The 19,629-nt window shown below is 68.7% G+C and carries 17 protein-coding genes and 3 pseudogenes; 8 read left to right on the plus strand and 12 right to left on the minus strand.

Annotated features, from left to right (window positions below):
- Window positions 1–17: 17 nt before the first annotated feature.
- Window positions 18–311, plus strand: coding sequence for a DUF1330 domain-containing protein (locus tag OG841_RS01080; protein ID WP_365122769.1), 294 nt, complete (start codon window positions 18–20; stop codon window positions 309–311).
- A gap of 173 nt (window positions 312–484) precedes the next feature.
- On the opposite strand, the gene OG841_RS01085 is transcribed toward OG841_RS01080, so the two are convergent.
- The 4 genes and pseudogenes from OG841_RS01085 to OG841_RS01100 form a co-directional block, all read right to left on the minus strand.
- Entirely contained in the window at window positions 485–649 is a 165-nt protein-coding gene (locus OG841_RS01085; protein WP_371562630.1) for a hypothetical protein, read from the minus strand.
- A 266-nt stretch (window positions 650–915) separates the two neighbouring features.
- Entirely contained in the window at window positions 916–1,245 is a 330-nt protein-coding gene (locus OG841_RS01090) for a hypothetical protein (RefSeq protein ID WP_328643260.1), read from the minus strand.
- A 302-nt stretch (window positions 1,246–1,547) separates the two neighbouring features.
- Window positions 1,548–2,077: pseudogene (locus OG841_RS01095) on the minus strand (ATP-binding protein).
- Window positions 2,078–2,090: 13 nt separating this feature from the next.
- On the minus strand, window positions 2,091–3,284 hold the full coding sequence (locus OG841_RS01100; RefSeq protein ID WP_365122781.1) for an MFS transporter: 1,194 nt from the start codon (window positions 3,282–3,284) through the stop codon (window positions 2,091–2,093).
- A gap of 105 nt (window positions 3,285–3,389) precedes the next feature.
- Between OG841_RS01100 and OG841_RS01105 the strand changes: the two genes are divergently transcribed.
- From OG841_RS01105 to OG841_RS01115, 3 genes and pseudogenes are all read left to right on the plus strand, one after another.
- Window positions 3,390–3,998, plus strand: a complete 609-nt coding sequence (locus OG841_RS01105; RefSeq protein WP_328643258.1) for a TetR/AcrR family transcriptional regulator — start codon at window positions 3,390–3,392, stop codon at window positions 3,996–3,998.
- 182 nt (window positions 3,999–4,180) lie between these two features.
- Window positions 4,181–4,788, plus strand: a pseudogene (locus OG841_RS01110) (transposase); the annotation flags it as partial.
- A 226-nt stretch (window positions 4,789–5,014) separates the two neighbouring features.
- Complete coding sequence (locus OG841_RS01115) at window positions 5,015–6,190, plus strand: PP2C family protein-serine/threonine phosphatase (protein WP_328643256.1); 1,176 nt, start codon at window positions 5,015–5,017, stop codon at window positions 6,188–6,190.
- A gap of 11 nt (window positions 6,191–6,201) precedes the next feature.
- Here the strand turns inward: OG841_RS01115 and OG841_RS01120 are convergent, their stop codons facing one another.
- On the minus strand, window positions 6,202–6,477 hold the full coding sequence (locus OG841_RS01120; RefSeq protein WP_328643255.1) for a hypothetical protein: 276 nt from the start codon (window positions 6,475–6,477) through the stop codon (window positions 6,202–6,204).
- 90 nt (window positions 6,478–6,567) lie between these two features.
- Window positions 6,568–7,188: a hypothetical protein gene (locus OG841_RS01125; protein ID WP_371562636.1), complete on the minus strand. Its 621-nt coding sequence runs from the start codon at window positions 7,186–7,188 to the stop codon at window positions 6,568–6,570.
- 643 nt (window positions 7,189–7,831) lie between these two features.
- On the opposite strand from OG841_RS01125, the pseudogene OG841_RS01130 reads away from it, so the two are divergent.
- The 4 genes and pseudogenes from OG841_RS01130 to OG841_RS01145 form a co-directional block, all read left to right on the plus strand.
- Window positions 7,832–8,377, plus strand: a pseudogene (locus tag OG841_RS01130) (serine hydrolase domain-containing protein); the annotation flags it as partial.
- Window positions 8,378–8,510: 133 nt separating this feature from the next.
- Window positions 8,511–8,657 carry a hypothetical protein gene (locus OG841_RS01135; protein WP_371562639.1) on the plus strand — a complete coding sequence of 49 codons (147 nt, stop codon included), beginning with the start codon at window positions 8,511–8,513 and terminating at the stop codon, window positions 8,655–8,657.
- A 575-nt stretch (window positions 8,658–9,232) separates the two neighbouring features.
- Window positions 9,233–10,123, plus strand: coding sequence for an NAD-dependent protein deacetylase (locus OG841_RS01140; protein ID WP_328643252.1), 891 nt, complete (start codon window positions 9,233–9,235; stop codon window positions 10,121–10,123).
- Between the two features lie 624 nt (window positions 10,124–10,747).
- On the plus strand, window positions 10,748–11,395 hold the full coding sequence (locus OG841_RS01145) for a hypothetical protein (RefSeq protein WP_371562642.1): 648 nt from the start codon (window positions 10,748–10,750) through the stop codon (window positions 11,393–11,395).
- Window positions 11,396–11,772: 377 nt separating this feature from the next.
- Here OG841_RS01145 and OG841_RS01150 read toward each other — a convergent pair whose 3' ends face one another.
- The 6 genes from OG841_RS01150 to OG841_RS01175 form a co-directional block, all read right to left on the minus strand.
- Window positions 11,773–14,034: a M4 family metallopeptidase gene (locus OG841_RS01150; protein ID WP_442759704.1), complete on the minus strand. Its 2,262-nt coding sequence runs from the start codon at window positions 14,032–14,034 to the stop codon at window positions 11,773–11,775.
- A gap of 985 nt (window positions 14,035–15,019) precedes the next feature.
- The gene (locus tag OG841_RS01155) at window positions 15,020–15,397 is read right to left on the minus strand and encodes a toxin Doc (RefSeq protein WP_328643249.1); all 378 of its coding nucleotides are present in this window, start codon (window positions 15,395–15,397) and stop codon (window positions 15,020–15,022) included.
- On the minus strand, window positions 15,397–15,636 hold the full coding sequence (locus OG841_RS01160; RefSeq protein ID WP_280860177.1) for a hypothetical protein: 240 nt from the start codon (window positions 15,634–15,636) through the stop codon (window positions 15,397–15,399). The genes OG841_RS01155 and OG841_RS01160 overlap by 1 nt, the downstream gene beginning before the upstream one ends.
- 361 nt (window positions 15,637–15,997) lie before the next feature.
- A complete protein-coding gene (locus OG841_RS01165; RefSeq protein WP_328643248.1) occupies window positions 15,998–17,770 on the minus strand; it encodes an RICIN domain-containing protein in 1,773 nt (590 codons plus the stop codon).
- Between the two features lie 52 nt (window positions 17,771–17,822).
- Entirely contained in the window at window positions 17,823–18,644 is an 822-nt protein-coding gene (locus tag OG841_RS01170; protein ID WP_328643247.1) for a carbohydrate ABC transporter permease, read from the minus strand.
- Window positions 18,641–19,624, minus strand: coding sequence for a carbohydrate ABC transporter permease (locus tag OG841_RS01175; protein WP_328643246.1), 984 nt, complete (start codon window positions 19,622–19,624; stop codon window positions 18,641–18,643). The genes OG841_RS01170 and OG841_RS01175 overlap by 4 nt, the downstream gene beginning before the upstream one ends.
- Window positions 19,625–19,629 lie beyond the last annotated feature (5 nt).

Consider the following 19,629-nt stretch of genomic DNA (forward strand, 5'->3'; position numbering starts at 1 on the left):
GAACACAGGAGGCTTCCATGGCTAAGGGCTACTGGGTCAGTGTCTACCCCGCCATTTCCGACCCTGCGAGGCTGACTGCCTACGACAAGCTGGCCCGTCCGGCTGTCCTGGCTGGGGGCGGGCGCGTCCTGTCCCGTGGCGGTCGAGTCGTCGCCCACGAGGCCGGAATCACGCAACGCGTCGTTCTGATCGAGTTCGACAGCTTTGAACACGCCGTCGCGGCATACGAGAGCGAGGTATACCAGAAGGCGCTGGTAGCCCTCCCCGACGGCGTCGAGCGCGACTTCCGCATCATCGAAGGCATCGACTGACCGGCGGGCCCAGCCAGCGCTGAGCATCCGTCACCTGATACGCACACGGTGCTGAACGACGACTCACGAGACGAGTTCGAAGCCATGCCCCGCGTCCCAGTTCGTCGTCGACGTCCTCGACGGCCTGATCCCTGTCGGGCGGGCCACGAAGCGGAGTTCGGGGCACCGACACATCATTGGCCCGACAACCGACTTGCGTAATGAACCCCCGGGAGCGCCCAGGCGCCCTCGTCCAGCGGCCAGCCCCCCCCCTGAATCAACAGGACCTCACGGGCGGGCGTCAGGGCGATGACGTCGGCGGTGTAGCGGATCGTCTCGAACTTCTCGGTCTCGGCCATGTGCACCTCTCGGTGGGATGGGTTAGTGGGTGGTGTCGGTGCCCACGAGGAACTGGTCGCTGCCGAGGTCCCTCGCGACCTGGGCGTCCGTGCCCTGGGCGCGCTGCAGACGTGCAGCGCCTCTGGGGCGTCCTGGGGCCGGTGTCGGGAAGGCGGGAGGCCAGGTACTCGTTGGCCCGGCGGACTTCCTCTTGGGTGAACAGCGTGGCGATGCGCTGCTCGTCGTCGGTGATACCGATCCCGAATATCCTTCTGCGCGGGGCGAGTCAGTGGGAGGAGATGAAGCCCTCCGACTGGTCGAGATGGAATGGAGAGCCGGTGCTCTCGGGAATCCATCCGTTGGCGCGAGCGGTTCGAATGCTGTCAGCAACGTCGGAAGGCCGGACAGGGCTTGCCTGTGTGCCGAACCAGTTGCTGGGGTGTGGCTGGTTGGTCGTGATCACCAGAGTGGTGCCGGGAGACTCGGCGTGTTCGACCGCATAGGTCAGGGGCGACCAGACCAGTCCCTGGTCGTAGGTGGGCCTTCCGCGAAGCCTCCATCGGTAGGTGGTGCCGTCGACGGTGATGCGCCGCGACCTCTTCTTCACCAGTGCCATGCCCACGTCCTTCTTCAAGGGCGAGGGTAGTGAATGGCCACTGACCATGTTCCACGGGTTTCCTGCGGCCGGGTTCAGCTTCTGCGCATCGGAATGACGTCAGGACTTTCCGCGGGGATGGTGGGACGGTCGGCCTCGGGGGGTGGCAAGCAGGGCGACGATGGTGACGGGCTTGTCGCAATGAGGGCAGTTGCGGGTTGCGGTCGGTGTCAGTGCGGTGGGCTGGGGCGATGGCCGCGCGGTCGGTTCTGTCTCGACGTTGTCGTTGGCATCGTGGCGCTCGCGTCGACGGCGGCAGGCTGCTACTGCCTTGCAGCGGGGCGAGCAATAGGTATGGCGGGCGACTGCCTGTGGGTTGACCTGGAACTGGGTCCAGCAGATCGGGGCAGTCTCGGAGTTCGGCCAGCACGTCCGATCACTCCCTTGCGGAGGTTGTCGGAGTGGGCCTGATGCGAGCGGAGGCGGGAGGACGGGCCGTCGATGCCGACCACGGCGGCCCGGTGCAGGAGGCGGTCGAGCATGGCGGCACCGACGGTGGCGTCACCGAAGGCGCCGCCCAGTCGGCGATGCCGACGTTGGTTGTGAGGATCGTGCTCGACTTCAGATACCGCTGATTGATCATCTGGAACAGGGCTGAGGCGCCGTCGCCGGGCAGGGGGAGGTAGCCGAGTTCATCGATCACCAGCAGGCGGGGGCCGGCGAAGAACCGCATGATGCTTGCCCCGCGTCCTTCGAGGGCGGCCTTGTGACACTTGGCCGCCAGTTCGGCCGCGGTGCTGAAGGAGACGCGGTGGCCGGCATCGACGGCGGAGCGGGCGAGCGCGACGGCCACGGTCAGTTCTCGGTCAACGCCCTGCGGGGAATGCTGCGCGCCGGCCGAATCCGACCATGACGAGCGCCATGAGTGTGAGAGCGATCATCCCGGCTGGAAGAACCGGTGCGCCCACGCCATCGACGACCACAGCCCCCACAGCGCCACCCGCGAAGATCGCCATGTTGAAGGATGTCGTCAGCATCGCGTTCGCCGCATCGGCGTTCTCGCCCGCGGCCTCCCCCATGGCCGTCTGCAGCTGCGTCGCCGAGCCGCCGAACGCGAGGCCCCACAGGACGATCGCGAACAGCGCGAGCACAGTGGACTGCTGCGCGGCGGCAAGAACCCCCCCGGCGACGATGAACAGGATCACACTCGCCAGGGTGAGCCTGCGAAGTGCGCGGTCGATGAACACGCCGGTGATCCAGATACCTCCGAGCGCAGCGACGCCGAAGACGAGAAGTGTGACGTCGGGCCGGAGGGCGAGACGCATCTGCCGCAGATAGGAAGCGATGTAGGTGTAGAGCAGGTTGTGCGCGAGCATCCAGACGAATACGACGGCGAGGATGGTCGCCACGCCGGGAATGCCCAGCACTCGGCTGAGCGGAGCGCGTGTCTGCGCCGACTGCCCCGGGGCGTCGGGCACGAGGAACTTCGCGAAGACCATGACGATGACGCTGAGCAGTGACATCGCGGCGAAGGACCAGCGCCACCCGACCGTCGAGCCCAGCCAGGCGCCAAGTGGTGTTCCGACGCCGAGTGCGACCGGGGTTCCGGTCATGGCGATGGCAAGGGCGCGCCCGGCGTGCTCAGGTGCGGCGATACGCCGGGCGTATCCGGCGAGCATGCCCCACAGCAGCCCGGAGAAGGCTCCCCCGACGAACCGGGCGGCAAGAGCGACGGTGAACGAAGGCGATACCGCGGTGACGGTGTTCGCGACAAGGAACCCGAGCAGGCCCGCAAGGAGGAGCGGCTTCCGCCGTGCCCCGCGCGTCAGCGCGATCGCGGGTATCGCCGAGAGGACCGTTCCGATCGCGTAGGCGCTCACGAGCTGGCCGGCGCCGCCTTCGGAGACGTCAAGTCCGGCAGCGAGCTGCGGGAGCAGCCCCGCCGGCAGCGTCTCGGTCATGATCACGATGAATCCGGTACACGCCATCACCACCAGTGCCGGAACGGGGAACGACTCGTGCGCTCGCTCGCGGACCGGCGTGGGGCACGTTGTGGTCATCGGGTCGGACTCCTCCACTAGTTATGGATTGACTGATCCGATATTGATAGACGTGCTTACGGGTGTCAAACTGGATCAGTCAGTCCGCAATAGAGGAGGTTCGCCGTGCCCCCCGTCGGTCGTCCCCGCATCTTCGACATGGAGGCCGTCTTGGAGGCCGCGATGCTGCTGTTCTGGGAACAGGGCTACGAAGCGACATCGCTGGCCCAGCTCCGCGAGACCACAGGACTGTCATCCGCGAGCCTCTACGGCGCCTTCGGCTCCAAGGAGGGACTGTTCGAGAAGGCCGTTGAGCACTACATCGCCGGACCGGGCAGCGTCACCGATGTCGTGGCCGACGAGGCGGAGAGTCCCCGCGAGGCCATCGCCCGTCTCCTCCACGGGTCGATCAACATGCAGACCGACACATCCCACCCTCGCGGATGCCTCGTCGCCCTCTCGGGGACGGTCCGGGCACCGGGAGCAGGCGAGGCCGGAGCGCGAAAGGTCGTAGCGGCGCGCCGCGCAGCGGACCGAGCACGCATCAGGGCGTGCATCGTACGCGGCATCGCCTCAGGAGAGCTCGCCGAAGACACCGACGTGGACGGCCTCACGTCAATGATCCACGGCTTCTTGCTCGGTATTTCGACACAGGTATGTGACGGCACATCAGCACGGCACCTGCACGCCGCGGCAGACGCCGTGCTCGCGAACTGGGACACACGGGGACGCTGACGCTCACGCGCATCACACGTCGACATCGGTCCACGCACAGCCCCCGGAACCGCACGACTTCAGGTGACATGAATCGCGTGCACAACCGGCGGCGCACCTGGCCGCCCCGGCCCGCCGGCTGCCGGGCAACCCGTCGATCACCCGGCCAACGATGCGAGACGAGCCACTAGCCTCGCGCTTTCATGAAGCGGGCTGTCCGACAGGCGGTCAGGCCTATCGGGTCCCACCCCCGTGTCCGTATCCGGGAAGACGGCCGGGCCGTGGTCTCGCAGGCCGGTTCGGTCCTGCTGATCGAAACTGTCCGCAAGACCGGCCTTGACCAGGCCATATCCGCAGCCCTGACCCCGTGGCGGAAGCCGCGGGCCATCCACGACCCCGGCAAGATACTCGTGGACCTCGCGCTGGCGGTCGCGCTGGGCGGGGACTGCCTCGCCGATATCACCCTGCTGCGGTCTGAGCCTGCCGTGTTCGGGCCGGTCGCCTCCGACCCCACGGTCTCCCGGCTGATCGACACCCTTGCCACCTCGGGCGAGAAGGCGCTGACCGCCATCCGCGCCGCACGTTCCGAAGTCCGCCGACGAGTCTGCGAGTTGGCCGGCAACCAGGCTCCGGACACCGGCGGACAAGTGACCGTGGACTTGGACGGGGTTCTGGTCGTCGCGCACTCGGACAAGCAGAACGCGGTCCCGACCTGGAAGAAGTCCTACGGTCATCACCCGCTCATGGGATTCGTCGACCACGGTCCGGGAGGGACCGGTGAACCCGTCGCCGCCTGCTGAGACCCGGGAACGAAGATGGGGCTGTTGACGTGTCCGTGTCGTTGTCTGGGTCATGTGCTTCCTCGGTCCGCCGCTGCGTGGCGCCACCGTCTTGGCTCAGCGTGACGGATCGCGGATTGACGTACTCCGTGGCGGCTCCGATGCTGGTAGGTGGGGGTGGTGGAAGGGGCTGCGGCCGTGCATCGTGGGCAGAGTGGTCTTCCTCGGGTGTTGACGGCGGCGGAGACGGCGGCGCCGGTGGACGCTGTTGACGTGGTCGCGGAGGACCTGCGGCGGCGTTTCAGGGCAACGGAGGTGTCTTTCCTCATTGTGGATCTGACGGGGAAGGCAGTGGCGCGGCTGTCCACCGTCCCCGCGGACGATGGCCGGGAGGCGGAGCGGATCCCCCTGTTCGGCAGTGTCTACGAGGAAGTGGTGCGTACCCAGATGCTGCATCACGAGGCGACCGTCCACGGACACCGGGTGATCATGCCGGTCACCAACCGGGGGGATGCGATCGGGCTGCTGGAACTGCTCCTGCCGACCGACCCCCGCGACGACGTCCTTGACGCGGTCGGGGAAGCCGCCCACCTCCTGGCCTACATCGTGATCGCCAACGGGCGCTTCACCGACCTCTACACCTGGGGCAAACGCTCCGTACCCCCCACCCTGGCGGCAGAGATCCAGTACCAGCTGCTGCCCCCGTCGCTGTCGTGCGAGGCGGCGCAGTTCACGCTCAGCGGGAGCCTGGAGCCCTCCGAAGGCCTCAGCGGTGACACCTTCGACTACGCCTTGGACCGCGACACCCTGCATGTGTCGGTGACCGACCCCATGGGCCACGACATTGCTGCCGCCCTGGCCGCCACGGTCCTGGTGAGCGCCCTGCGCGGCGCCCGCCGCGCAGGGGCGGGCCTGGCCGAGCAGGCCCGCCGGGCCGATCACGCACTGATCGCCCACGGCCAGGGTCACGCCACCGGGCAGCTGCTGCGCGTCCATCTCCGTACCGGTCAGGCCCAGCTCGTCAATGCCGGCCATCCCTGGCCACTGCGCATGCGCGAAGGGACTGCGGAGGTGATCACCTGCGAGGTGGACCATCCCTTCGGACTGTCCGAGTTCACACCCCACCCCTACCGTGTGCAGGACCTCGACCTGCGTCCTGGTGACCGCCTGCTCCTCATCACCGACGGCATGCTCGAACGTCACGGCGAGAAGGTCGACCTGGCCGCCCTGCTGGAGGACACCCGCCGCCTTCACCCGCGGGAGGCCGCAATGGCGCTGACATCCGCCGTTCGGGCTGCCGCCGACGGCCGGCTCGAAGACGATGCCACCGTAATGTGCCTGGACTGGCACGGCCCTCAGGAAACCCAGCGGCACGTCAGCTCCGGCGCGGACACAAGGCAAGCCTCGGCCGTCCGCACCCCGCAGCAGCCATGACCAGGGCGTTCTCAGAAGGGGCTGTGATGCATTCGTGCCGTCGGCCCCGCTGTGTTCGTTGAACAGGTGACGCGCCGTGACCGTTCGACGACCGCTTCATTCCAGTCCTGCTCGTCGGCGAAGTCCTTGCCGAGCCCGGCCATCGCGGCCGGATGGCAGATCGCGTCCACGACGCCCTGTGCGTCGGTGGCGGCCGCCGCGGCGCGGACGTCCGCGTGCCGCCAGTCCGGCTCCTCGGGACCGGCGGTGCGGTGGGCTGCGGGCAGCAGCGTGTCGAGGACGCTCACCTCGTGGCCGGTACCGCTGACGGCGGTCTCGATGTGCGAGCCGATGACACGCGGCCGTAGACCGTTCGGCGCGGGTACGTCAGCGGTTCGTCAGCGGTTCGTCAGCGTTTGGGATCGTGCCCTGTCGTCTCCGCTCGAGAACGTCGCAGCCGTCAACAGCGCGAAGGCGAGGGCGAAGGCGAGCATGGTGAGCACACCCCGCGGCCAGAAGATGTGGCTGTCGACGAACGACCAGCAGGCGGCGAGCAGCACCACGGCACCCGGTAGCATCCGTGCTCCGTGCCGCCGATACAGCACCGCGCACGTCGCGAGACAGGCCACGGCGAGCGCGTACACCCCCACGCGACCCAGTTGGTCGCCGGTCGCGAACAGCCGGCCGGCCGCCCCGTGGATTCCGTGGTCCACCACCGTGCCCGCGGAGATCCCCGCGACGGCGTCGAGTCCGGAGTAGTACGCCGCGTAACCGAGGGATCCGGCCCAGGCGAGCACCGTCAGAGCTCCCTCGGCGTCGCGGCGCGGCCTGCCCCACAACGGGACCACCAGACCGAGCACCAGAAAGGGGAACACCGGCAGGAGCGCGACGTGCAGCCCGGCCCAGTCGCCCGCCGTCGCCGGCGTCAGGTGCCGGGGATGAACGAGACCGGCGACAGCCAGCAGCAGTGGGGCCGCCGTCACCAGCGCCGTCGTACGCAGAACTCGCGAGGATCGCATCCCGTCACCGTAGGAGGCTGCGCCGGCTCCGCCGTGCCCCTGCGCGGAACGCGTAAGACATCCGTAACACCGGAGAAGCCCTCCACACCGGCGATCGGCAGGTCCACCCCGAACTGCGGCAGATCATGCACCACCTCGGCGTAGGGGTGTACGGCCACGGCAACGACCGCCGGAGCGTGTCCGCCCACGCGGTCCGCAGTACGAGCATGTTCCCCGGGCCGTGCTCGGCGCGGATTTCGGCGACGCCCTTGGCGGTGCGGGCGACCGGCGGTACTCCGTGGTCCGGTCACCAGGGTGTCGCATCACTCCTCCTCCCGCACCGCACCCTCCTCGCACCGACCAAGTCGGCCCGGACGACGGTGCTGCGGCAGCGCCCGGCACCCTTCACGGATCCGCGCAGCGCCGCTCCCCAGGACGGGTCCTGCTGTCTTGAAAGCCCGGGGCGACGAGCGGGCACCCGCAGCTACGCTCACCGCGTGATGCATCGGTGGAAAGGACACGTAGGCCGCCAACCCCTGTGGGGGGCCGTCGAGTTCACACTCGCCTGGCATGTGGTCCTGGTGCTTGCTCGCCAAGGTGATCCTTCCACCCATGGCCCCGTCCTGGTTCCCCGGCCTGGGCGCCACCGTGGTCAACGCGGTCGAAGGTCAGCGGGCACCGCCTCGCCGACTTCTTCGAGAAGCGGGCGTTGCGCCCCGCCCACCTCTCCCACACGCTGCTCCCGAACCGTTCCGAATTTCCTCAGCCGCACCCGCGCGGCTACACCAACCAGACCCTGACCGGTGAGGTCGCCGACAGCACGGACTGGAAGCCCAGTTGGGCCTGGGCGGCCGGAGGGATGATCTCCGACCTGCACGACCTGCACCGCTGGGCGAGGGTCGTGGCCACCGGCACACTGCTGCGGCCCCAGACCCAGGCGCAGCGGCTCAAAACGCTTCCCACCGGCCACCCGGGCACGAGCTACGGCCTCGGCATCTTCGACAGCGGTGGCTGGATCGGGCACAACGGCTCCATCCCCGGCTACCAGACCGTGACCGTATACCTGCCCTCGCAGAGGGCCACCCTGGTACTGATGATCAACACCGACATCACGTACCAGGGCCAGGAGCCGTCCTCCCTGCTCGCGCGGGCGATCACTGAGATCGTGACGCCGGACAACGTCTACGACCGGGCAGCCCCCACGCAGTAGACCGGCTCAGCACTCCGGCCGTACACCGTGAGCTTCGTGTCCGGGATCCAGTCCGACCGGCCGTGTCGCGGGTACGGTCGGCGCGAGAGCGATCGCCGAGATCGGTATCGACACCGCGCGACTGCACGGGGACATGACCAGCGGGTCCGTCCGTGGCGCCTACCCCGAGCAGGACCAGGACGAGAGGTGCCCGATCATCGGCTACGGACATCCCAAGGACCGGCGATTCGACCTGCAGCGGGACGCCGATGGGGCGCGGCCGAACGGGGCGGGCCGGTGACCGACAAGCCGCTGGAACGGGCGGCATCGAACCGGGTCCGTCTGCTCTGGTGGGGCCTCGGGGGCGGATGTGTGCTGGTGCTCGACCTGCTGGTGAACTACTGGTCACGAGGGCACCGGGGTGGTCTCGGGGGTCTTCTGGCCCGTAGCCCCCTGCGCAGCGCCGGCGGGTGGAAGGCGTGCGGGCCGGATGTCAGGTGTTCCGGGAGCCCTGGGTGCTTCGGGCCCCGAGGGGATCACGCTTGAGGGAGAGTTACAGGGGAACCACTGTCACGAGGGCGGCAAGCAGTACTACTACTCCTACGTCGACAGGGACGGCGTACGGCGTGAGTGCAAGAGCTCGGCCGGAGGTGCCGAGTGGGCCGAGATCACGTACGACCCGGTGAAGCCCGATACCGCCCCGGGATGGCTCGTGGCCGGTGCGGTACTCATCCTGCTGACGGGCTCCGTGCTGCCGCCCGGCGTCGCGTTCGCGGTGGCGCGCCGGCCATCTGATCTTCTGCCGGGAGCCCGCAGCGTGCCCTCCGGACTCTCCGCTGTGGGGTCAGGCGGGACCGGTTTCGTACCCTTGCACGCATGCGGACGCGCCCCACACTTCACTGGACCCCTCCCCCGGACCTGCCGCCGGGCACCTCCGACCTCCGGCCGGTGGTCGATGCGCTGAGCGCCGGCAGGGTGCTGGTGCTCAGTGGGGCTGGCGTGTCCACGGAGTCGGGCATCCCCGCCTATCGGGGCGAAGGCGGCAGTCTGAGTCGGCACACGCCGATGACGTACCAGGACTTCACCGCCGGGGCGCAGGCACGGCGAAGATACTGGGCTCGCAGCCATCTCGGGTGGCGTACCTTCGGCCGCGCCCGTCCCAATGCCGGGCACCAGGCCGTCGCCGCGTTCGCTCAGCACGGTCTTCTCTCGGGAGTGATCACCCAGAACGTCGACGGTTTGCATCAGGCCGCCGGCACCGAGGAGGTCGTGGAGCTGCATGGGAGCCTGGCAAGAGTGCGGTGCCTGGCCTGCGACGCCATCACCTCACGCCAGGACCTCTCCGTACGGTTGGAAGAGGCCAATGCGGCCTTCGAGCCGGTGGCCGCCGGAATCAACCCCGACGGTGACGCCGACCTGTCCGACGAACAGGTCGCCGGCTTTCGCGTCCTGCCTTGCGTGGACTGTGGCGGCATCCTGAAGCCCGATGTGGTGTTTTTCGGCGAGACCGTGCCCGCGCAACGGATCGAGTACTGCCGCCAGTTGGTTCGTGAGGCGAGCACGCTGCTGGTCCTGGGCTCCTCGCTCACGGTGATGTCCGGACTCAGGTTCGTCCGCCAAGCCGCTCAGGCGGGCAAGCGTGTCCTCATCATCAACCGCGATCCCACGCGCGGTGACCAGCTCGCCCATACCCGCGTCAGCCTCCCGCTGGGAACCACCCTGCGCTCTGTCGCGGATGCTCTGGACCTTCCCCTCGACGGCGTATAGCCCGGCCCCGGGGGGGCTCGGTCACCGGGTTTCCGCGGCAGGACTCGGGGCGGCGCATCTCGTGACGTTGGCCAGAACTTGATTTGCCTGTCATGACCACGGCCTGTGATGATCATTACTTGCCCGCGGCCAAGACACGAGTCGCCAAGTCCGGCGACCGCCGGCCCCGCCGCAGCTGCGGATGGCACCCGGCGTGCAAACGGCAACACAAATCCGATCACCTCCAGCACCAACACATGGACCTGCGTACCTCCTCCGCCGGCCTGGGCACTTGGTCGTGCGCGTCATCGGGGGTCGGGGCGAACTCCTGGTCGGTGTGCTTCATCACGGACGAGACGGTCGCCGATGTCGCGGGCCGTCGGGTCGCCCGGCGGCTTGCTCGGCTGAGAGTCGGTGAGACAGTCCACCAGCCCGAGCGCTGCGTGAGACGCATCTGACCGCTGGGACGAGGCCATCGTGCGCTGCTCCTGTTGAACTGCCCGTTCACCAGGGAGACTTGCTCGATGGCTTGTCTTGGTTCAGGAGCGCACTGGTGAGAGCGGATGCAATCCCGGGCAACCACGCTCCGGTTCACGAATCCTGACCGGGTGCACCACTCGGCGGGGCACGGTTTAGCGTCTTGGGATGAGCAGCTTCAACACGCACCGGAGACGGGTCTACGACGAGAGCTTGCCGACTCGCTTCCGGCATACGAATTTGCGGTCGTGCCTCGTCCACTTCGCCCCGTACGGCTTCCGGGCCACGTATCACCATCTCTGCCTCAGCGCGGGGATCCCCAAGGATCTGGAAAAGGATCCGAGCTCGCTCATCCGCGCCGTCGAGGAGTTGCGCCACGCCCGACAGCTCTGGCTCGCTGACGAGCGCGCCTATGCCAACAGTCGCCGAGCGGACAAAGCGCGTGGCTTTCGGCAGGTGAAACGAGACGAGTTCTGGCGAGGCTGGCAGCGTGGGTGGGGGAACATTGCCTACTGTCCCGAGCCGACGTTTCATCCCCACGAGCCGCTGCCGGCGGTGGTCGAACGGGTGCTCCGCTCCTCAGTGCCGCCGGATGAAGCTCCTGCGCTCACGTGCCGTGTCTGCGGAAACCGGGGCAACACCTTCGCCTGGTACGACGGCGCCTACCGGATCCATCAGCTGTGCAGGGAATGCGGGATCAGTCTCGCGGTGCAACGGGCCGACGGGCCCGACCCGCGGTTGGCGGCCGACCATGCCCGGCGGTGGAAGGAGATCTGGAGGCTGCGCGACGAATCTCCGCGCAGCCACCCCAGCTGAGTTTCCGGCCGTGGGTCGGCATCACGTCGGGGTTCGCGGCCCTCGACGACACGGGCGGTGGGAGAGGGTTGTGCCGGTGGTGACGGCGTCGATGTCCTGCGGAGGACCGGCGAAGCAACGGAGCGGCCAGGTCGCAGCGTTCGGTCTGCCGGATGCATTCACCCGACACGTGACCGCGGGTGACGAACCAGGTCGGTGAAGGCGCGGACACGGTCGCAGGCGTTGGTGATGCCCGGGCAGGCCAGGCCGACTTGCTCCGGAGCATCGGTTACTCGCGGTGGGAGGTTCTCCCGTGGTCACATGATCGACCCAGTGATCTTGCGGGGAGCCGCCCGGGTCCCGAGGGGCCCGGGCGGCGGGGTGCCGGTGGCGCCGGGTCAGGGTGTCAGCTGCCAGCGGGCGATGTATCCGACGTCGATGGACGCCCGGTCCTGAACGCGCAGCTTCCATGTGCCGTTGAGGGGTTGCGTGGAGGCGTCGACCGTGAAGGTCTGGTCGACGTTGTCGGCGGAGCCTCCGCTGCGGTTGAGCAGGGAGTAGACGGTGCCGTCGGGGCCGACGAGGTCGACGGTCAGGTCACCGCGGTAGGTGTGGACGATGTTGACGTAGACCTGGGTGGTCGCGGAGGCGTTGCCGTCGCGGCCTGTGATGGTCACAGGGGACTCCACGGCGGCCCCGTTGTCGGGGATGTCCACGCGGGAGGCGTTGGCGTAGACGTAGGCGATCTGCCAGCTGAAGGTGACCGTGGCGGTCGCGCCCGTGCTGTCGGTCACCTTGATCGTGACGTCGCCGGTGCCGAGCGTGGTCGGGGTGCCGCTGATCAGACCGTTCGGGCTGATGGTCAGACCGTCCGGCAGGCCGGTGGCCTCGTAGGTCAGCGAGGCTGCGGTGTTGGTGGTGTAGGCGTCCAACTGCAGGCTGACGACCTGGTTGACGCCGCTGATCTGGTCTGCCACCGGCGCGAGGTTGACGCCGAGGGCGATGCGGTTGCCGACGTTGATCGCGGCCCAGGAGTCGGCGACGGCGAGGTAGGTCGGGCTGTAGGTGCCGAACAGGTCGGCGGCGGCCGCCAGGGTGGCGGTGCGGGCGCCCGCATAGTTCGTTGTCGAGGTCATGTACGTCGTCAGCGCCCGGTACCAGATCGCGGCCGCGTTCTCGATGCCGATGCCGCTGACGGCCCGACCGTCGTAGGTCGGGCTGTCGTACGAGACACCGTTGACGGTCTTGGCGCCGCTGCCCTCGGAGAGCAGGTAGAAGAAGTGGTTGGCCGGCCCCGAGGAGTAGTGGACGTCGACATCGCCCAGGGTGGAGCTCCAACTGTCGCGGGAGGAGCCGTCCTTGGAGGGCTTGTCCATGTAACGCAGGGGGGTGCCGTCGCCGTTGATGTCGATCTTCTCGCCGACGAGGTAGTCACCGGGGTCGGCTGCGAGGTTCGCGTGGAACTCGACGGCCGCCGCGAAGATGTCGGAGGTCGCCTCGTTCAGGCCGCCGGACTCGCCCGAGTAGACCAGGCCCGCGGTGGCGGCGGTGACGCCGTGGCTCATCTCGTGGGCGGCCACGTCGAGCGCCGTCAGCGGGTGGGTGTTGCCCGAGCCGTCGCCGTAGGTCATGCAGAAGCAGGAGTCCTGCCAGAAGGCGTTGACGTAGTTGCTGCCGTAGTGAGCGCGGCTGTAGGCGGCGACCCCGTCGTTGCGGATGCCGTTGCGGCCGTAGGCCTCCTTGTAGAAGTCCCAGGTGGCCGCGGCACCGAAGGCCACGTCGACACCCGCGGTCTGGCGGTTGGACGGCAGACCGTCGCCCCAGACATCGTTGTCGTCCGTGAACAGGGTGCCGGTGCCCGAGGTGCCCTGGCCCAGGTCGTACGTCCGGTGCCCGGCGCGGTCGGGGTCTGCGAGCTGGTACGTCGACCCGGACGGGGTGGTGCCGAGCGGGACCGTGCCCACGTACTGGCCGGTGCCGGTGCCGGTGTGTACCTTCTCGGCAGCCAGGAGTTCCTTGCCGGTGGCGGCGTCGGTGACGACCTGGAGCTCGCTGGGCGTGCCGTCCTTCTGGACACCTCCCACGACGGTTTCCCAGGCCAGCACGGGCTTGCCGGTTCCGGCCCAGACGACCAGGCGGGAGGCGTCGGCCACCTTGGCGCCCCTGACCTGATCCTGTTTCGAGGCGGTGAGGGCCTTTGCGGCGGCGCCTGCGGTCGTGACCTTGGGGGTGAGCGAGGGCACCGACAGCGGCGCCGCGTTGGCCTTGGTGACGGTCGTACGGCCGCTGTCGTCGTGGACGACCAAGTCGCCGCCCAGGACGGGCAGCCCGGCGTAGGTGCGCTCGTAACGGGTGTGCGTGGTGCCGTCGGCATCCCTGATGACGTCCTTGACGACGAGCTTCTCCTTGGCGCCGAGGCCGATGCGCCGCGCGGTGCCGGCCGCCTCGGACTGGGCGCTCCTGATCAGGGCGGTGCGGCGGGCGGGCGACAGCGGGGTCTGGGCGGCGTCGGCCCGAGGTGTGGCGGCGATCTTCGCGCGTGCGGGGTGCGCCGGTGCCGCGGTGGCGGAGTCCGGGGCGGACAGGGCGAGCAGCGGGCCCACGGCCGCCAGAGCGAGGGCGGTGAGGCGTCTGGGGCGCACGTGGGCGTTCTGTCGCAAGGGCAAGGGGGTTCTCCTTCGGTACGACGGCCGACCCGTGGTGGGGGCCGTGGACGAGACGGATCGGCGGGGTGGGCCGGTCCGGAGCGCTGCACGGCATGCGGGTGGAAGGAGGTGGGGGGTGGAGGAAACGCGGGCGGGCCGCGTGGTGAACCTGTAAGGGAGCTGTGAATTCCCGGAGCAGAGTGACACCGCACACGTGTCTTTGTCATGCAAGCCTCAAGCCAACGGCTTGAATTGATCACGCAGGTCAGGCAAACCGGTACACGCGGCGCCGGTTTTCGGCCTCCCCCGATCGTTGTGCTGCCACCCCCGCGCCCTCTACCGGCTGCCCCCAACGGACACTCGCGCCAGACCGAACTCGCCCGGTTGACCTTGCTTGATCCTCAGGCGGAGCTCCTGATCAGCTGGGACCAGACTTCTCGAGTCATCGGTGAGCCGCTGTCGCGGTCGAGCTGCGTGCGGTGCCGGCCTGTCGCCGAAGTCGTACCGAACGCACCGAGACCCATCCCGGTGGGCAAGCACAGCAGGGCCGGTTGATCGTCTCGGAGGTCGGCCTCACGCGGCAGACGCAGGCGTTCGTCATGGGTGCGCCGGGGTCCCCCAGTGCCGGCTACCGAGCGGCAGGTCGCCTGCGAATCGCAGGAGAGGATGTCGCGCTTGGCGTCGCGGGTGACCGCAGATGCAGCCGAGGAAGCGGCCGGCCTCGCGGAGGGCCTTCGGCGGAGTCGAGAGCACCGAAGATCAGCGTGCGGAGACGGGAGGCGTGGACGTGGACCAGGACGGAGAGGCGCGTTCCAGGGTCGTTGCGTTAAAGCCACGCGGTGATCCGGCCCACGCCACTTGCACGTCTTCTGTCTCGTGACGAAGTACCGCTCATGCGTGGTCGAGGCGACGGCAGCTGATGATCCATTGGAGAACCGCATGCGGACCCACTGACAGTGACCCACGAGGATCGCGTCCGTGGCAGTCGCCGGTCGACCTCTCAGATCTTCCAGGAGCGGATCCGCTCGGCGACTTCGGGGACCCGCAGGCGTGTGTCGCGGATCTTTCGTACGAGGTCGGACAGGGCACCGTAGGGCGGGTCGATGCCCTCGCCGGACTGGTCCATGTACTGGGCCGCGACGAACGCGGCGTAGAGGCTGTTGCGGTGCGGGAGCGGCTCCAGGCGCACGATGGTGTGCATGAGCGCGGCCGCGCGCCAGGCGGCGTCCGGGTCGGCTGCCTGAAGGGTGGGGAGTTTGGTCTTGTGCCGGGCCACGGCGGCAACCAGGGCGGAGTAGTCGGCGACGGACATGTCCTCGGAGCCGAGGGCGGTCTCCTGGACGTCGAGGAGCCAGGAGACGTCGATGTGCAGGTGCATCAGGCGGCAGCGGCCCCGCCGGGGCGCTCGGCAGGGGGGATTTCGTCGGGGAAGGCGTCGTCGAACTCGTCGCGCAGCCGGTCGGCCCAGGCGCTCGCGCCCGTGATGAACTGCTTGCGCTGCATCTCGCGGACGCCGAGGTCGTGCAGGTACTGCTTGAGGCTCTTGCCCTCGGCGGCCGCGGCGGCACGGACGCCTTCGAGCTCTTCCTCGGTGAACGGCACGTTCAGGGATGGCATACACCAGATGGTACCTAGTAGGTACCGCGCGTGTGAACCGTCAGCGGAACCGCGTACGACACGCCCGCGACTTTGCGCTGGGGCAGCGCGGAGAGGTGCCCATCAGACACCTCCCCCTTCGGGTGAGTGATCGCCTTCTCACCCGGCGCCCGCCGGTACCGGTCGTCTCGTGGCGCCGGCCTGTCGGATGGCGTCCAGCGCTGCGGCTGTGCGGCCCGGCAGGACCACTGCGATCGGTGCGGGCATCGGACCGTCCAGGCCCATCACCCGGACGCGAGGGCTGACCCGGTCACGGATCTCCGGGCCCACGCGTCTGTGTCCCCGGCCGCCGACATCGGCCGGGGACACAGACGTCCGTGGGTCAGCGCGCGGTCAGTTTCCAGAGGTGGTCCGCGGTGCCGTTGTCGGTCCACTGGAGGACTTGGGCGCCGGAGGACGTGTTCATGTCCTGCACGCCGAGGAGCAGGCCGCTGTTGTAGTTGGCGATCTTGTAGTAGCCGTCGCGGGCCGGGATGAGCTGCCAGAGGTGGTCGGCAGTGCCGTTGTCACTCCAGATCAGGGCGGTGCCGCCGTCGGCGGTGCTCATGGTGTTGATGCCGAGCACGAGGCCGCTCTTCTGGTTGACGATCTTGTAGAGGCCGGAGCCGGCGGCCACCAGGGTCCAGTTCTGGTCGGTGCCGGTGGTGGATGTGGCCTGGACCACCGAGGTGCCCTGGGCGGTGCCCGCATTCAGGGTGTCCAGGGCGAGGCCGCTGTTCCGGTTGGTGATCTGGTAGCGCCCGGCCAGTGAGGTGTTGGTGCCGCTGGGGGTGACGACCACGTGGTAGCCGTCGGTGGCGTTCATCGTCACCGGTATGGTGATGGAGCCGCCGGACACCGTGTAGTCGGCGTCCGAGATGGTGATCGGGCCGGGGGACGCCGTGGTGCGGCCGGTGCCCGGGCTGTACTCCACCTTGACGTGGACCGTGCTGCCGAAGGCCGACAGGGACGACAGGCCGTTGACCGTCACCGCGCAGGAGCCGGTGCAGCCGCCGGCGACGACGCTGATCTGGTTGCCCGCGCTGTTGCGGGAGGCGATGCCGTCGATGCCGGTCTGTGCGGGGGGCGTGGTGACGAGCATGTTCCCCGACATGTCGCCGTACCACTTGTACGTCCAGTACGAGCCGTTCGGCGAGCCGCCGGTGTCGGTCAGGGTGTCGCCGAGAGTGCCGTAGTGGTTCCAGAAGGCGAGTTCGGCGTCCCGGACTCCGGCCCGCTCGAACTTGGCGGCGTAGCCGATGAGGGCGCCGGAGTTGCCCATCTCGGCGGGCGTGCCGTACTCCTCGATGGAGATCGGCCGCGGGCTGATGCCGAGGCTCGACTCCAGCGACCGGTACGCGGAGACGTGCGCGGCGATGTCCTTGCTGCCCTGGAGTTCGTGCCAGGCGATGACGTCGGGGACGCTGCCGCTCGCCTTGGCGTCGGTGAGGAACGAGCTCATCCAGGACTGGTTCCACGCCGAGTAGCTCGGGCCCTGGATCGGGGTCGTCGTGTCCTTGGCGCGGACCTCCTTGAACGTGCGTGCCCAACCCGCGTTGAACGCGCCCGCGTTGGTGGTGTCCCAGGTCCAGTCGGGTTCGTTCCAGAGCTCGTAGGCGCTGATGTTGGTGGCGCCGGAGGACTGCACCGAGGCGACCTGCTTGTCGACGGCGGACAGCCAGTCGGCCCAACTCACCCACTTGTAGGGGAAGTTCGGATACCAGTCCGGCATGCGAACGACCACCTTGGCGCCGGCGCGGGCCGCCTTGGGCGCTACGACGAGTGCGTCGCCGGCGGGCTTCGGCTCGCCGTTGGGCAGCTGGCTGCCGCCCGGGGCCATCTGCACGAAGGTGTTCGGCTTCAGCGCCTGGACCACGCTGTCGGCGGGGGTGGTCCCGTCGGCGAGGCCGTAGAGGCTGCCGGTGGCGACGTGGGTGACCGGGCGCAGGGTCTGGTTGGCGTTGACGACCAGGGTGGTGGCGGCGGTGGGGACCGCCTCGGCGGACGGCATGCTGAAGGCGAGTGCCGTGACGGTCAGTGCGGCGGCGCCGAGGGCGGCGGTCACGCGACCGGGCGTGGGGGGTCTTGTGCGGCTCATGACAGGGGTGCGGCTCATGACAGGGGTTCTCCTCAAACGGAGGGGGATGGGGTTGGAGGTCGTGCGCGGCTCAGTCCTTCACCGCGCCCGCGGTCACACCCGCGGCCACGTAGCGCTGCGCGAGGACCAGCAGGACCGCTGCGGGGACGGACGCGACGACGGCGGTGGCCATGATCGCGTTCCACTCCTGGTTGTTGTTGCCGATGTACTTGTAGATGCCGAGGGTGATCGGCCTCCAGTCGCCGCCGCCGTCCAGGGTGTTGGCGAAGACGAAGTCGGACCAGGCCCACAGGAAGCTGAAGAGCGAGACGGTGACCAGGGCGTTGCGGCTCACCGGTAGGACGATCGACCAGAAGGTGCGGAAGGTCCCGGCGCCGTCGATGCGGGACGCGGCGATGAGCTCGCCGGGGATGCCCGACATGAAGGCGGTGAAGATCATGACGCCGAAGGGCACGGCGATGGTGGAGTCCGCGACGATCAGGCCCCACCAGGAGTTGAGCAGCCCGAGATCGAGGAAGATGCCGTAGAAGCCCATCGCCATGACGATGCCGGGGATCATCTGGGCGACCAGCAACACCAGGCCGAGCGTGCCGCCGCCGAACGGGCGGAGTTTCGCCAGCGCGTAGCCGGCCGGGGCGGCGAGTACGAGGGTGAGGGCGACGGTGCCGAGGCCGATGAGCAGGCTGGTGCCGAGGTAGGGCATCTGATCGTCGAGGACGGCCCGGTAGCCCTCGAAGGTGGGGTGCAGCGGGAACAGGTCGGGCGGGGTTTTGCGCATGTCCTGCTGCGGGGTGAGGGACACGTTGAGCATCCAGTACACCGGGAACAGCATCAGGGCCGTCAGCAGGAGCCCGATGAGGGTGTAACGGCGGGAGCCGGTAAGGGGCTTCACGTCTCCTGCCTCCTCTGGCCGGACTGGACGCGGATGTACAGCAGGCCGAACACGAGGGCGATGAGGATGAGGATGTTGCCGACCGCCGCCCCCGGCCCGAACTTGGGCAGCAAGGAGCCGAAGCCCAGTTGGTACGACCAGGTCGCCAGGGTGGAGGAGGCGTCGCCGGGTCCGCCCTTGGTCATGATCCAGATCAGGTCGAACACCTTGAGGGTGTAGACGAGTCCGAGGAGCAGGGTGATCGCCGACACCGGCCGCAGCAGCGGGAAGGTGATCCGGCGGAACTGCTGCCAGGCACTTGCCCCGTCGAGGGACGCGGCCTCGTACAGCTCGCCGGGGATGTTCTGCAGCCCGCTGTAGAGGATGACCAGGTTGAACGGGATGCCGATCCAGATGTTGGCGATGATCACCGAGGTGAGCGCCCAGTCCGGCGAGGTGAGCCAGCCCACCGGGTCCACGCCGAAGAAGTGGAGGAAGTAGTTCACCACGCCCGACTCGCTGTTGAGCATCCACGACCACGAGGATGCCGACACGATCAGCGGCAGCAGCCACGGGATGAGGAACAGGGCGCGGAGGGTCGGGGCCAGGCGGAAGTGCCGGTTGAAGAAGACCGCGAGGCCGAGGCCGATGGCGTACTGGAAGGCGATCGACACGAAGGTGAAGATCATGGTGTGGCGCATCGCCGGGCCGAACGTCGGGTCGTCGAGCACCTTCTGGAAGTTGTCCCAGCCGGAGAACGGCGCGTCCCCCGACACGAACGACCGGACGGTGTAGTCGCGCAGGCTCAGGTCGAGGTTGCGGTAGAGGGGGTAGACGTAGAACGCGGCGAGGTAGACGAGCAGCGGGGCGACGAAGGCGAGGGCGGTCAGCCGGCTCCGGCGCCGCTGCCGACGGAGCGGCAGGGAGTGGGTGCCACCCGTACCGCTCGCCTTCGACACGGCCCCGGCCCGCCGCGGGCGGTCGACTCGGGCGATGGCCATGGCGA

This window comes from Streptomyces canus (genome assembly GCF_041435015.1).
GTDB lineage: Bacteria > Actinomycetota > Actinomycetes > Streptomycetales > Streptomycetaceae > Streptomyces > Streptomyces canus_G.

Bases quoted from the DNA above. Each gene is read 5' to 3' on its own strand.
- OG841_RS01080 (WP_365122769.1), top strand. From the start codon at position 18: ATGGCTAAGGGCTACTGGGTCAGTGTCTACCCCGCCATTTCCGACCCT.
- OG841_RS01085 (WP_371562630.1), bottom strand. From the start codon at position 649: ATGGCCGAGACCGAGAAGTTCGAGACGATCCGCTACACCGCCGACGTC.
- OG841_RS01090 (WP_328643260.1), bottom strand. From the start codon at position 1,245: ATGGCACTGGTGAAGAAGAGGTCGCGGCGCATCACCGTCGACGGCACC.
- OG841_RS01100 (WP_365122781.1), bottom strand. From the start codon at position 3,284: ATGACCACAACGTGCCCCACGCCGGTCCGCGAGCGAGCGCACGAGTCG.
- OG841_RS01125 (WP_371562636.1), bottom strand. From the start codon at position 7,188: ATGCGATCCTCGCGAGTTCTGCGTACGACGGCGCTGGTGACGGCGGCC.
- OG841_RS01135 (WP_371562639.1), top strand. From the start codon at position 8,511: ATGACCAGCGGGTCCGTCCGTGGCGCCTACCCCGAGCAGGACCAGGAC.
- OG841_RS01140 (WP_328643252.1), top strand. From the start codon at position 9,233: ATGCGGACGCGCCCCACACTTCACTGGACCCCTCCCCCGGACCTGCCG.
- OG841_RS01145 (WP_371562642.1), top strand. From the start codon at position 10,748: ATGAGCAGCTTCAACACGCACCGGAGACGGGTCTACGACGAGAGCTTG.
- OG841_RS01155 (WP_328643249.1), bottom strand. From the start codon at position 15,397: ATGCACCTGCACATCGACGTCTCCTGGCTCCTCGACGTCCAGGAGACC.
- OG841_RS01160 (WP_280860177.1), bottom strand. From the start codon at position 15,636: ATGCCATCCCTGAACGTGCCGTTCACCGAGGAAGAGCTCGAAGGCGTC.
- OG841_RS01165 (WP_328643248.1), bottom strand. From the start codon at position 17,770: ATGAGCCGCACCCCTGTCATGAGCCGCACAAGACCCCCCACGCCCGGT.
- OG841_RS01175 (WP_328643246.1), bottom strand. From the start codon at position 19,624: ATGGCCATCGCCCGAGTCGACCGCCCGCGGCGGGCCGGGGCCGTGTCG.